Genomic DNA, 13,374 nt, shown 5'->3' with positions numbered 1-13,374 from the left:
TTACAGCCTCCACATTCAGTTTGAAACCCCCATTTCAAACCAATTAAAAATTATCCATTGCTTCAGTGGTCAGCTTGCTCAGCACTTGAGGCGGATTAGCCACAAGAATCCCTTCGAGCACCATTTCACCATTTTCATCCGTCGCTTCCACACGCACAGTAACTTCGTTTTCCGGTACATTCACTTCTGTCACTTCCAGAAGAAAATCAACGGTTGCGTAATGGAATACAGGCTTTTTGAATTTCAGATGCTGTTCGGTGATATACGAACCCGGTCCCGGCAGGTACTTCGATACTGCAGAAGTGATGATGCCAGTGAGCATCGCAGTTGGAACCACGGGCTTTTCAAATTTTGTCTGGGAAGCGAAATCATGCTGGATATACAGCGGATTCCCGTCATTTGTAAGGCCCAAATAAAGCAGAAGATCTTTATCCTCGATATTTTCCGTCAGCTTGAGCTTCTCACCTGTCGCCATATCTTCGATTTTACGGCCTAACTTCCGTTTCTTTCCAAGCAACATTAAAATCCCCCCTGTTGTCTTAATACTTTAATAATATCAATTAAGTACTGAAAAGCAAACCACGTGCGGATATCAGCATTATTGAACTATATGAAACAGCAAGAAAAAACGGACAGGAAATCCCTGTCCGCCTCTCTCTGATTACGCTAAAATCTCCATGACCGCTTTTACTGATTCGGCTGATTTATTCAATAGCGCTTTTTCTTCTTCATTCAGATCAATTTCAAATATCTTCTCGATCCCGCCAGCTCCAAGGATAGTCGGAACTCCCAAATAGATTCCATCCATTCCATATTCACCTTCCAGATAGGCGATAGCCGGTAATACGCGACGCTGATCTTTGATGATCGCTTCAGCCATTTCCACAAGTGATGCGGCAGGTGCATAATAAGCGGAACCATTGCCGAGAAGATTAACAATTTCAGCTCCGCCTTTCCTGGTGCGGTCAACAATTTCATCCAACCGCTCTTTGGAGATCAGCGTTTCCAGCGGAATGCCGCCTGCATAGGAATAGCGGACGAGCGGCACCATGTCATCACCGTGGCCTCCGAGCACAAAGCCACTGATGTCTTTGACGGACAGATTCAATTCCTGTGCAATGAACGTTCTGAAGCGCGCGGAATCGAGAACGCCCGACTGGCCGATCACACGCTCTTTCGGAAAGCCTGAAGCTTTAAAAACTGTATAAGTCATGGCGTCCACAGGATTTGTCAGAACGAGAATGGTTGAGTCAGGAGAATAATTGACGATTTCCGCGGTGACGGATTTCATGATCTTTTGGTTGGTCTGAACCAGATCGTCCCTGCTCATACCGGGCTTTCGTGCGATGCCGGCGGTGATGATGACCAGATCCGAATCTTTGGTATCCGCATAGTCAGCAGTACCGATGACATTCGAATCGTAGCCGATCACCGGACCTGCTTCCGCCATATCCAGGGCTTTGCCTTTTGCCGGATCTTCCATCTGCGGTATATCAACCAGTACGACATCACCTAATTCTTTTTGAGCCAGCAGAAAAGCAGCCGTTGCCCCTGTAAAGCCTGAACCGATTACTGAAATCTTTTTGCGTTTGAATGTCATGCTATCTCTCCTTGAATGTCAGATTTTCGTATCAATAAAAATAACACTTCCTACTCCATATTGTTTCCTTTAAGGGAGGATCTGAAACAACACCATACAAAATTTGTCATAAAAAAAGAGAGGGGGAAATCCCCTCTCTCCAAAATTACATGTTTTTGATTAGCTCGTCAGCGAATGCTGAAGTTTTAACTTCTGTTGCGCCGTCCATCAGACGTGCAAAGTCATAAGTTACAACTTTAGAAGCGATAGTTTTTTCCATTGAGTTTGTGATCAATTTAGCCGCTTCGCTCCAGCCAAGGTGTTCAAGCATCAATACACCTGAAAGGATGACAGAAGACGGGTTCACTTTATCAAGGCCAGCGTATTTAGGCGCTGTTCCATGAGTAGCTTCGAAGATCGCATGTCCAGTATCGTAGTTGATGTTCGCTCCAGGAGCGATGCCAATTCCGCCTACTTGAGCAGCCAAAGCATCTGAAATGTAGTCGCCGTTCAAGTTCATTGTAGCCACTACATCGAACTCGCTTGGACGAGTAAGGATCTGCTGAAGGAAAATATCAGCGATTGAATCTTTGATAAGGATCTTGCCTGAAGCAAGAGCTTCTTCCTGTGCTTTGTTTGCAGCATCAGTTCCTTGCTCGTCTTTCACTTTATCGTACTCGTTCCAAGTGAAGACTTTATCGCCGAATTCCTGTTCTGCCACTTCATAGCCCCAGTTTTTGAAAGCTCCTTCAGTGAACTTCATGATATTGCCTTTATGAACAAGAGTTACAGACTCACGGCCTTCAGTCAACGCATAGTTGATCGCTGCGCGTACAAGGCGTTTTGTTCCTTCTTCAGAAATCGGCTTGATGCCGATACCAGATGTTTCTGGGAAACGGATATTTTTAACGCCCATTTCGTCAGTCAGGAAAGAGATCAATTTTTTCACTTCGTCGCTGCCGTTAGCGTATTCGATACCCGCATAGATATCTTCAGTGTTTTCACGGAAGATGACCATGTCAGTGTCTTCAGGGCGTTTAACCGGTGAAGGCACGCCTTCGAAATAACGGACTGGGCGCAAGCAAGTGTACAAATCAAGTTCCTGGCGAAGTGCCACGTTCAATGAACGGATACCGCCGCCGATTGGTGTAGTAAGAGGACCTTTGATTGCGATCAAATATTCACGGATCACTTCAAGAGTTTCTTCCGGAAGCCATTCGCCAGTTTCGTCGAATGCTTTTTGGCCAGCAAGAACTTCTTTCCATACAATCGATTTTTCACCGTTGTATGCTTTGTTTACCGACTCTTCCAAAACGCGTGATGCTGCATGCCAGATATCCGGGCCAGTACCATCACCGATGATGTATGGAATTACTGCATTGTTAGGTACGTTCAATACACCGTTTTCTACTGAAATCTTTTCGCCGTTTGCCATGTTAAAATTCCTCCTGTGTTCAAAGTCATAGGGCTGCAGAATATGCCAGCCCCATCATCTTTATATTTTTTGCTTCTATTATAGATTGTCTGCGAAAATTATCTTTCTTCAACCGGAACATAAGACTGCATTCCAGGCCCGATATATTCTGCGCGCGGACGGATCAAGCGATTGTTTGAATACTGCTCAAGGATATGAGCCAACCAGCCCGATGTGCGTGATACCGCAAAAATCGGTGTGAACAAGTCATGTTCAATGTTCAATGAATGATAAACAGAAGCAGAATAGAAATCCACGTTCGGTGGAAGATTTTTCTGTCCAGTTACGATTTCATCAATTTTAATCGACATTTCGTACCATTTCTCTTCACCGCGGATTTTTGTCAATTTCTGGGACATTTCACGCAAGTGTTTCGCACGCGGGTCACCTTTACGGTAGACACGGTGGCCGAAGCCCATGATTTTTTCTTTGTTTTCAAGTTTTTCGTTGATCACTTTTTCTACGTTATCCACTGAACCGATTTCTGTCAGCATTTTCATGACCTGTTCATTGGCTCCACCGTGCAATGGTCCTTTTAGGGCCCCGATTGCAGCAGTAACACCTGAATAAACATCAGAAAGAGTTGCGACAGCAACACGTGCAGTGAATGTCGATGCGTTCAATTCGTGGTCAGCATGAAGAACCAAAGCCTTGTTGAAAGCTTCTTCTTCGATGTCAGCAGGCGTTTCCCCTGACAACATGTAAAGGAAGTTGGCTGCGAAGCTTAGGTCCGATTTAGGTTCTACCGGTTCCTGGCCATTGCGGACGCGTCCGAATGCAGTCACCAAAGTAGCGATTTTAGCCTGGATACGGATCGCTTTGCGATAGTTCGCCTCAGGGTTCATCACTTCAGCTTCTTCATCAAAAAGACCCAGCATGGATACTGCTGTACGCAGAGCAGCCATCGGATGGACATTTTTAATGTCGTATGTTTTGAAATGATCCAAAACAGCTTTAGGAACTGACATATTGTCAGCCAATTGCTGTTTCAGTTCAGCAAGTTCGTCGGCTTTCGGCAAACGTTGATGCCATAATAGATAAATCACTTCTTCAAAGCTGGCGTTGTTAGCCAGATCATCGATATTGTAGCCAACATATGTAAGCGTGTCATCAATAATAGAACTGATGGCGGATTGTGTAGCTACTACACCTTCTAAACCTTTTGACGATGTCATAAAATTCGCTCCTTCTCCAGTATAATTCATCATTCCACAAAAAAAGGCAGAATGATGATTCATCTGCGTTTATGAAACTCTGATAAGTTCCTTACCTTGTTCATTATAATCAATAAACAGGGCTTTGTGAATGAAAACGCTTGTTTTTCTGTAAGATAGGCAAAAAAAACAATAAAAATACTCGGATTATCCTACTATAACCCGAGTATTTTTCATTCTTTTTTGGATGAAACGGTGAACCAATGGCTTATACAGTTTTTGAGTTGGCGTAAATAACAGGCTGAAACCGACAGCATCCGAGATAAATCCAGGAGTCAGAAGCATCACGCCTCCGACCAGGACGAATCCCGCATTCAACAGGTTGTCGCCGGGCGGCTGGAAATTCGACATCGCCTTCTGGATATCTCCGACCGCTTTCAGTCCCTGCTTTTTAGCGAGGAATGCCCCAACCAATCCTGTCGTGATAATCATGGCAACAGTAACGAAGAAGCCGATATTGTTCGCCGCCCAAATAAGCAGCGCCAATTCCAGGGCAGGCACAACAATCAATAAAGCGATCAGCCATTTCATAATTGAACGGTCACCTCCTTTATTCGTTACAGCACACTAGCGTGCCCGTGGTAAATGACACCTGTTTCAGCATCGATGGTGATATCTTCATTATTTTTGATGACACTTGTCGCATCTGCAACTCCCACTATTACCGGGATGCCAAGGCTAAGACCGACCACCGCTGCGTGGCTCGTCAATCCGCCTTCTTCAGTGATTAGGCCGGCGCACTTTTCGATTGCTGGCATCATTTCACGGTCGGTGCCGATTGTTACAAGAATCTTTCCTTCTGTGTCCACAGCGTTGGCTTCTGCAGCTGATTTCACAACTAGAGACTCCCCGTAAGCAACGGTTTTACCGATTCCTTGCCCTTTAGCAGCGATATCTCCGATTACATGTACTTTCATCAAGTTGGTTGTCCCTGCTTTACCGACTGGAACACCTGCCGTTATCACAACCAAATCACCATGATCGACATATTCGTGCTTCAAGCTTTCTTCAACAGCAGTTGCGAATACCTCATCCGTTGAAGATACCGGCATGCCGACAATCGGTTGGACACCCCATACCAATGTCAGTTTCTTAGCTGCAATATCGGAAGAAGTTACAGCAACGATCGGTGATTCAGGACGGTATTTAGAAATCATCTTGGCAGTCGTTCCGCTTTCTGTAGGAGCAATAATGGCTTTGACTTTCAAGTTCAACGCTGTATAAACGACGGCTTGTCCAATTGCATCCGTCATATTGGCTTCTTTATCTTTTCTTCTGTTCGATACCAGCTGCTTATAGTTAAGCGCAGATTCTGTAGTCATTGCAATACGGTGCATCGTTTCTACTGATTCTACCGGATAGATTCCGGCCGCTGTTTCACCGGAAAGCATGATCGCGTCCGTGCCATCGAAAATCGCATTCGCCACATCACTTGCTTCCGCTCGTGTCGGACGGGGATTCCGTTGCATCGAATCGAGCATTTGTGTAGCAGTTATAACCGGTTTACCCGCGCTATTGCATTTTTCGATAAGGGACTTCTGTACCAATGGCACTTCTTCCGCAGGAATTTCAACGCCAAGGTCTCCCCGGGCAACCATCAGGCCGTCAGAAACCATAATGATGTCATCAATATTATCGACACCCTCTTGGTTTTCGATTTTCGGAATGATCTGGATATGAGATCCGCCATTCTTTTCAAGAAGTTCACGGATTTCCATTACATCCGAAGCTCTTCTCACAAAAGATGCTGCTACAAAATCCACTTTCTGGCTGATGCCAAATAGGATATCCTGTGCATCTTTTTCTGTAATCCCTGGCAATTGAACCGATACGCCTGGAACGTTTACGCCTTTTTTGCTTTTCAGCGTTCCTGCGTTTTCAACGATTGTATGAATCAAACCGTTTTGCTGGTCAACACTTTCAACGCGCAATTCAATTAAGCCGTCGTCCAGCAGAATAATTGAGCCTTCCTGCACATCCTCAATCAAGTGATCATAAGTGATTGAGAATTTTTCAGCTGTACCTAATACTTCTGTCATGGATATTGTGATTTTCTGATTGGTCACCAAATCAATTCCGTCGTTCTCCATTTGATGGGTACGGATTTCGGGACCTTTCGTATCGAGCAGTATGCCGACAATCTTGCCTGTTTTCTCCGAAGCTTCCCGAATGCGTTTAATGCGTTCAGCATGCTCTTCATGATTGCCGTGCGAGAAATTCAAACGCGCGACGTTCATTCCCGAATTAATCAGGGCTTCCAGTATTTCCGGCGATTCACTCGCTGGTCCGATGGTACATACAATTTTGGTTTTTCTCAATTGACTCACTCCATTTGGCATTTAAATTGATAATTCTTTTGATAATGTATACAAACTCATATCGGTGTCGTGTTCACCAGTAAACGCTTTTGTCATATCATAGTCTACCACTTGATGATTTTTCATGCCAATAGCGCGACCGCCGGGACCATCCAATAGGACTTCCACTGCGCGTGCGCCGAAAAGGCTTCCCAGAACACGGTCACGCCCTGTAGGTGAACCGCCTCTTTGAATATGTCCAAGAACGGATACTCTTGTTTCCAGTTCGACTTTCCCTTGGATCATTTCGCCAAGTTCATTGGCGCTCATGACACCTTCAGCGACAATTATGATACTATGCTTTTTACCGCGTTTTTTCCCTTTTTGCAGACGGTCGATCATGTCGTCCATATCAAAATCCACTTCCGGAATCAATATGGTCTCTGCACCGCCGGCCAATCCTGCCCATAACGCGAGGTCACCCGCATCACGGCCCATCACTTCGATGATGAACGTACGCTCGTGGCTCGTAGCGGTATCCCGGATTTTATCAATCGCTTCTATTATTGTATTCAGCGCTGTATCAAATCCGATTGTATAATCTGTTCCTGGAATATCGTTATCGATGGTGCCGGGTACACCGATACATGGGAACCCTTTTTTTGTCAAAGCCATCGCTCCACGGTACGATCCATCTCCTCCGATTACGACAAGGCCTTCAATTCCGAATTTCTTCAACTGCTCGATAGCACGATCCTGGCCTTCATCAGATTTGAATTCTTCGCATCTGGCAGAATATAATTTCGTTCCGCCGCGCTGAATAATATCCCCTACATCACCGGCTTCGAGCTTTTCGATGTTGCCTGCCAGCAGCCCCTGGTAGCCATAATAAATCCCGAAAACTTCCACCTCATGATAGATTGCTTTCCTGACTACCGCACGCACTGCAGCATTCATTCCTGGCGAGTCTCCGCCACTTGTTAACACTCCGATTCGCTTCATAATCCATGCCTCCTGATCTTCCTGATACTTTAATCACCTTACCACGATTTACAGCCTGCTGTCAGGTCAGTTCCCCTGAATTCAGAAGTAAAATACCTGTTCTTATATATTTATCAAAAGACACAAAAAAACCGCCAAAGCGGTTCCTATTCTGTAAATACACCGATTGCTTTGAATTTATTGTATCGCTGATCAATCAGGTCCTCTGGGTTAAGAGGATTCAGTTCGCTCAAAGATTTTTCAATGGCTTCAGACAGTAATTCGGCCTGCTTCAACGGATCGTGATGCGCCCCTCCACGTATTTCAGGAATCATCCGTTCGATGATGCCCATTTCGAGAAGATCAGGTGCTGTAATTTTCATGGCTTCAGCCGCTGTCTGGGCCAGCGCAGAATCTTTCCACAGGATTGACGCAGCTCCCTCCGGAGAAATTACGGAGAAAGTTGAGTTTTCAAGCATCAGGATGTGATTCCCTACTCCAAGTGCCAATGCTCCTCCGCTTCCGCCTTCACCAATCACGATAGAGATGACCGGTACTTCAAGGCCTGCCATTTCCACAAGATTACGCGCAATTGCTTCACTTTGTCCTCGTTCTTCTGCTGCTTTACCGGGATAAGCGCCTTTCGTATCGATCAGGCAGATGATCGGCCGATTGAACTTTTCAGCCTGTTTCATAAGGCGCAGCGCTTTACGGTATCCTTCAGGATGAGGCATGCCAAAGTTTCGGCGTACATTTTCCTTTGTGTCCTTGCCGCGCTGATGACCGATCACCGTTACCGGCTGCCCTTTAAAAGAAGCGATTCCACCTACAATCGCTTCATCGTCACCATAAAGGCGATCGCCATGAAGTTCGATGAAATCATCAAAAACATGTGGTACATAATCCAATGTAGTCGGACGGTTAGGGTGTCTTGCTACCTGGACCCGGTCCCACGGTTTCATGTCTTCATAAATATCGATTTCCAGTTTTTCCAGTCTGGCTTCCAAACTGTTAATTTCTGTACTCAAATCCACTTCCGCATTCTCGGTATATTCTTTCAACTCTATGATTTTTTTTCGGAGCTGTATTAACGGCTCTTCAAAAGGCAATGATTTCTGTACTTTCTTAGCCATTTGCCACAGCTCCTTTCGTATGCAATTTGATCAGGGAAGACAAAGTGTTTTGCATCTTATGACGATGTATGACTGCATCCAGCTGCCCGTGCGCCAATAAAAATTCAGCTGTCTGAAAATCTTCCGGTAATTTTTCGCGGACTGTCTGCTCTATTACTCGGCGCCCGGCGAACCCGATCAGCGCCTTAGGCTCTGCGATATTGATATCACCCACAGACGCGAAACTTGCTGAAACGCCACCTGTTGTCGGGTGCGTCAATACGGAGATGAACAATAACCCTTCGTTGCTGTGCCGTTTCAATGCCACACTTGTTTTAGCCATCTGCATCAAGGATAGAACACCTTCCTGCATCCGGGCTCCGCCACTCGCCGTAAAAATGACAAACGGATAACCTTTATCGGTAGCAAGTTCGATGGCGCGGGTTATCTTTTCACCGACTACAGAGCCCATAGAGCCCATCCGGAAATGAGAATCCATGATAGCTGCAACCAGTGGCTGCCCATCGATTTTCCCGATGCCTGTCAATACCGCTTCATTCAAGCCGGTTTTCTTGCTGTCCGCTTCGATTTTTTCAGTGTAACCGGGAAAACCAAGTGGATTGCCTGTTTTCAAATGATTGTCAATGGATTCAAAAGAACCTTTATCCATTAAACTCTCCACTCTCTCCTGTGCCGTCATCTTACAGTGATGATCACATTTCGGGCACACTTTTTGGAGCTTCGCCATCTCTTTCGTCAACTCGATATGTTTGCATTCCGGGCATTTATACATCAAGCCTTCCGGTACATCTTTCGCGGCTTTGGACGGTATAGTCGGATCGTTGCGTTCTCTGTTGCGTTTGAATATATCACGAATCATCGTCATCTTTTCCAGTCTCCTTTTGCAGCCATGCAATCCAGGTTTTCAGGCCCTCAGTGGCTTTTTCAGTATCCTGCTGCCTGATTGCAGCTAAAATATTCTCGAGCATCGCAGTTTCTTCTATTATTATGCGTTCTTTGTATGGATTGCCGCTGTACTGCGCCAATAACAGCCATATCTTCAAAGATAGCCTGTTTCCTGATAAAACCATTATTTCCCTGACAAAATCTTCGCGACTAAAGAAGTCGCCCTCATCAATACGTTTTGAAAAACCGGTCCATACCGGTAATCGGCTTGAATTGGCATCTCCGCAAATTGTTCGGATAGCTGAAATTTCGTGGATCAACCGCGTCTCCCATACATCCTTTTGAGACTGATTATCCTGCAGTATGAAAGTTGACAGAACTTCCACCAAGCGATGGTTGCGATAATCTGACAAAAAGGTTCCTTCTCCTCTTCGTGTTTCGATCAATCCGAGTAACTCAAGGCTTCTCAGAGCTTCCCGAATTGTAGATCGCCCAACTTTCAAAGTTTCCGCCAATTCCCTTTCGGATGGAATCCTGTCGCCAGGCCTGATATTTTCCTGGCTGATCATTTTGCGTATATCCAGGACAATGTCCAAATAACGTTTTGGTTGGTTCATAACAGACCTCAGTTTCCATTTTTTTGAAAGTGGTCTGACCACTCATATTCCTACAATACAAAAAAAATCGTCCGACGTAAAGAAAAAACTGCTTTTCCGACTGGAAAAGCAGTTACAAATTGATATTTTTGCAGATAATCGATGTCCGGTTCATCCGGTTTTCTATTGTTCCCTGCACTTCGATGATTGCCTGTTCTTTCAAAATGGCATTATATTTTGCATACTCTTCCGGAAATAATGTGACCGATGCCGGACCTGTATCATCCTGCAGCGTGACAAACGCCATCGCATCCCCTTTTTTTGTTCGGATCCTTTTGATGTCTTCGATCATGCCCAGCACAATAACCCGATCTTTATCGGGTTTGTGCTTCAGGGATTTCAACTCATCGAAATTTTTCTGCCGCTGTTCTTTTTCCCTTTCGATCGGGTGTGTCGAAAGGTAAAATCCGAGCACTTCCATTTCCAGATCCAATTTCAGATTCTCAGGAATCGGTGAAGCTTTGGTGTATTTCGGCTTCATGAAGCTTGCGCCCATATCGTCAAACAGTCCGGGCTCCTCATCCGGTTTAACAAGCTCCGCATGCTTGACAGCACTGTCCAGTGAGGCGAGCAATGTTGCCCGGTCAAGTTCGAAGTCGTCCAGTGCACCAGCTTTTATAAGCGGTTCAAACGACTTGCGTGTGAAGTGGATGGCCGAAATCCGCTCAGCTACATTAAATAGGCTGCTGAACGGTCCACCTTCTTTTCTGGAGGCAATTAAAGCATTTATGACGTTGCCTGGTACGCCTTTTATACTGTTCAAACCAATCCGCACTTTACCGTCTTCAATGGTAAACGATTTATAGCTGCTTTGAATTGATGGAGGCAAAACAGGAATCTTTTTCTCCTTTATTTCCTGAAGGAGCTGCTTGGTCTTTTCAGCATTGCCAGAGGCGTTGCCGAGCATTGCAGCGTAAAAGTATATGGGATAATTCGCTTTCATATACGCCAGCTGATATGAAATCATACTGTAAGCGACTGCATGGCTTTTGGGGAATCCGTAATCGGCGAAACGCACGATTAAATCGTAGACTTCGGTGGCTTCACTTTCCTTGAAACCTTTCTTTAAAGCCCCTTGAACGAAATGGACTCTTTCCTGATCCAGGATTTCACGTTTCTTTTTACTGACCGCGCGCCTCAGAATATCCGCTTCTCCCAGTGAAAAGCCGGCCATACGGGCGGCAATCTGCATGATCTGTTCCTGGTAAACGATGACGCCGTAAGTTTCAGAGAGTACCGGTTCAAGAATCGGATGAACGAATGTTACGGTTTCCTGTTTATGTTTTCTTCTTGCATATAGCGGTATGAATTCCATGGGACCCGGTCTGAATAATGCATTGACCGCCACGATATCGCCGAAAGCGGTGGGTCTTATCTGCCTTAAAGCATTTCTCATGCCATCTGATTCCAATTGGAATACGCCGCTTGTGTCACCCTCAGCCAGTATGCTGAAAGTTTTTGCATCATCCAACGGCAATTTACGGTAATCGATCGATTTTCCCGTGCCTCTGGCTAGAAGTTTTTTTATTTGCTCCAAAATGGTCAGATTACGCAAACCAAGAAAATCCATTTTCAATAAACCGATGGCTTCAAGATCCCCCATCGGCCATTGGGTCAAATAGATTCCTTCGTTCCCTTCTTCAATTGGGACATAATCCACCAATGATGAGGGGCTGAGAATGACTCCGGCGGCATGAGTGGAGGCATGACGCGGCAATCCTTCCAGCTGCAGCGCTGTTTTAAACCAGGTTTTCCGTTCTTCGCGTGCGACAATCCAGTCGTTCAGTTTACTATTTTCCTTCAAAGCAGATCTTAAAGTTGTGCCTGGACGGCTCGAAATCATCTTTGAAATGGCCTCCAGGTCTTCAGCTTCGAAACCAAAGACACGTGCTGTATCCCTTGCCACCGCTTTAGCGGATAAAGTGCCGAATGTGATGATTTGCGCGGTTCTTGCCTGCCCGTATTTATTCGCGACATATTCCACTACTTCGTGCCTCCGGTGATCGGCGAAGTCGATATCGATATCAGGAAGAGTAACCCGCTCCGGATTCAGGAACCTTTCAAAAAGCAAACCATGTTCAAGTGGATCGACATCTGTAATATGAAGGGAATATGCAACCAGTGAACTGGCGGATGACCCACGGCCTGGTCCTGTCATTATCCCTTCATTTCGGGCAAATTTCATAAAATCTGAAACGATCAGAAAATAATCGATATAGCCCATCGATTTAATGACACCAAGTTCATACTCAAGTCTGGCCAGATAGTCCTTTGGCACATTGCTGGCATTCAATCTGCCTCTGAGTCCATCCAAACAGATGTTTTTTATGTATTCCGCTTTATCCACTTCTTTTTCCAATGGAAAAACTGGTAACAGCTGCCTGTTGGTCTGGATGCTGACTTTGCAGCTCAACAGCATTTTTTCTGCAGTTTCCAACCATTCAGGACGGTCCGAAAACCAATTCGTCATTTCTTCAGCGGCAGGCGCAAAAGCATCTGTATGTTCCGGCTGCAGACGCTGATCATCTGAAAGTTTTAGCCCCTGCCCGATGGCGGACGCCACTTCATATGCAAAAGCTCCTTCTTTTTTCAGGTATCTGACTTCCTGTGTCGCCATGATCGGCAAGCCCGACTGTTCACATGCTGCGATAAATCTCGTTTCATTATCTGAGACATTTCCGCCTGGGCGCTGCACGGATCCAAAACATCTTTTCCCAAAAAGTTGATAAATATAATCGAATGCATCATGGCGATCGGTCAGCGTCCAGTCAATCGCATTCGGTATCACACATACAAGCCCTTCTTGATATGCGTTCAGCCATTGTTCCGGAATCGCCTTGCGTTTTCTTGTGGCCAACGCGCTGGAAATCTTCAAGAGATTACCATAGCCTTGATTGGACTGGGCATAAAGCACAACGGGATAAGGCTGTCCGTCGTATTCAATAAATGTTGAAAAACCGATCACCCCGTGGATGCCGGCTTGATAGCAGGCTTCCCAGAATGGCAGTACGCCGTACAGTTTCGAATTGACGATTGCGACCGAAGAAGTCCCTTGCTGTTTCAGAAAAGGGAAAAGTTCATCAAGGCGCACCGTACTTTTCAACAAATCTGCTGACGTACTTATATATGGATAAACCATTGACAAAGCAATCCCT

The 13,374-nt window shown here is 45.5% G+C and carries 11 protein-coding genes; all 11 read right to left on the bottom strand.

The annotated features are described in order from the left end of the window. Positions 1-43: 43 nt before the first annotated feature. The gene (locus CXF70_RS04735) at positions 44-520 is read right to left on the bottom strand and encodes a MaoC/PaaZ C-terminal domain-containing protein (protein WP_101801713.1); all 477 of its coding nucleotides are present in this window, start codon (positions 518-520) and stop codon (positions 44-46) included. A 141-nt stretch (positions 521-661) separates the two neighbouring features. Next, positions 662-1,600 (bottom strand): malate dehydrogenase, encoded by a 939-nt coding sequence (gene mdh, locus CXF70_RS04730; RefSeq protein ID WP_101801712.1) that lies wholly within the window; start codon positions 1,598-1,600, stop codon positions 662-664. Positions 1,601-1,745: 145 nt separating this feature from the next. Further along, positions 1,746-3,014 (bottom strand): NADP-dependent isocitrate dehydrogenase, encoded by a 1,269-nt coding sequence (icd, locus tag CXF70_RS04725; protein WP_084246469.1) that lies wholly within the window; start codon positions 3,012-3,014, stop codon positions 1,746-1,748. 98 nt (positions 3,015-3,112) lie between these two features. Next, positions 3,113-4,228, bottom strand: coding sequence for a citrate synthase (gene citZ / locus CXF70_RS04720; protein WP_084246471.1), 1,116 nt, complete (start codon positions 4,226-4,228; stop codon positions 3,113-3,115). Positions 4,229-4,414: 186 nt separating this feature from the next. After that, a complete protein-coding gene (locus CXF70_RS04715) occupies positions 4,415-4,798 on the bottom strand; it encodes an FxsA family protein (protein WP_369916919.1) in 384 nt (127 codons plus the stop codon). Positions 4,799-4,824: 26 nt separating this feature from the next. Further along, positions 4,825-6,585 (bottom strand): pyruvate kinase, encoded by a 1,761-nt coding sequence (gene pyk / locus CXF70_RS04710; RefSeq protein WP_101801710.1) that lies wholly within the window; start codon positions 6,583-6,585, stop codon positions 4,825-4,827. Between the two features lie 21 nt (positions 6,586-6,606). After that, entirely contained in the window at positions 6,607-7,566 is a 960-nt protein-coding gene (pfkA, locus tag CXF70_RS04705; protein WP_084246477.1) for a 6-phosphofructokinase, read from the bottom strand. Positions 7,567-7,712: 146 nt separating this feature from the next. After that, entirely contained in the window at positions 7,713-8,678 is a 966-nt protein-coding gene (accA, locus tag CXF70_RS04700) for an acetyl-CoA carboxylase carboxyl transferase subunit alpha (protein ID WP_084246479.1), read from the bottom strand. Next, entirely contained in the window at positions 8,671-9,543 is an 873-nt protein-coding gene (gene accD, locus CXF70_RS04695) for an acetyl-CoA carboxylase, carboxyltransferase subunit beta (protein ID WP_101801709.1), read from the bottom strand. Before accD ends, accA begins: the two co-directional genes overlap by 8 nt. Further along, on the bottom strand, positions 9,527-10,180 hold the full coding sequence (locus tag CXF70_RS04690) for a FadR/GntR family transcriptional regulator (protein ID WP_101801708.1): 654 nt from the start codon (positions 10,178-10,180) through the stop codon (positions 9,527-9,529). The genes accD and CXF70_RS04690 overlap by 17 nt, the downstream gene beginning before the upstream one ends. Positions 10,181-10,292: 112 nt before the next feature. After that, on the bottom strand, positions 10,293-13,358 hold the full coding sequence (dnaE, locus tag CXF70_RS04685; protein ID WP_233208545.1) for a DNA polymerase III subunit alpha: 3,066 nt from the start codon (positions 13,356-13,358) through the stop codon (positions 10,293-10,295). Between the last annotated feature and the right edge of the window lie 16 nt (positions 13,359-13,374).

It is taken from the genome of Planomicrobium sp. MB-3u-38, assembly GCF_002836425.1.
Lineage (GTDB): Bacteria > Bacillota > Bacilli > Bacillales_A > Planococcaceae > Planococcus > Planococcus okeanokoites.
This window is presented reverse-complemented; position numbering and strand designations above follow the sequence as displayed.

Bases quoted from the DNA above. Each gene is read 5' to 3' on its own strand.
- CXF70_RS04735 (WP_101801713.1), bottom strand. From the start codon at position 520: ATGTTGCTTGGAAAGAAACGGAAGTTAGGCCGTAAAATCGAAGATATG.
- mdh (WP_101801712.1), bottom strand. From the start codon at position 1,600: ATGACATTCAAACGCAAAAAGATTTCAGTAATCGGTTCAGGCTTTACA.
- icd (WP_084246469.1), bottom strand. From the start codon at position 3,014: ATGGCAAACGGCGAAAAGATTTCAGTAGAAAACGGTGTATTGAACGTA.
- citZ (WP_084246471.1), bottom strand. From the start codon at position 4,228: ATGACATCGTCAAAAGGTTTAGAAGGTGTAGTAGCTACACAATCCGCC.
- CXF70_RS04715 (WP_369916919.1), bottom strand. From the start codon at position 4,798: ATGAAATGGCTGATCGCTTTATTGATTGTTGTGCCTGCCCTGGAATTG.
- pfkA (WP_084246477.1), bottom strand. From the start codon at position 7,566: ATGAAGCGAATCGGAGTGTTAACAAGTGGCGGAGACTCGCCAGGAATG.
- accA (WP_084246479.1), bottom strand. From the start codon at position 8,678: ATGGCTAAGAAAGTACAGAAATCATTGCCTTTTGAAGAGCCGTTAATA.
- accD (WP_101801709.1), bottom strand. From the start codon at position 9,543: ATGACGATGATTCGTGATATATTCAAACGCAACAGAGAACGCAACGAT.
- CXF70_RS04690 (WP_101801708.1), bottom strand. From the start codon at position 10,180: ATGAACCAACCAAAACGTTATTTGGACATTGTCCTGGATATACGCAAA.
- dnaE (WP_233208545.1), bottom strand. From the start codon at position 13,358: ATGGTTTATCCATATATAAGTACGTCAGCAGATTTGTTGAAAAGTACG.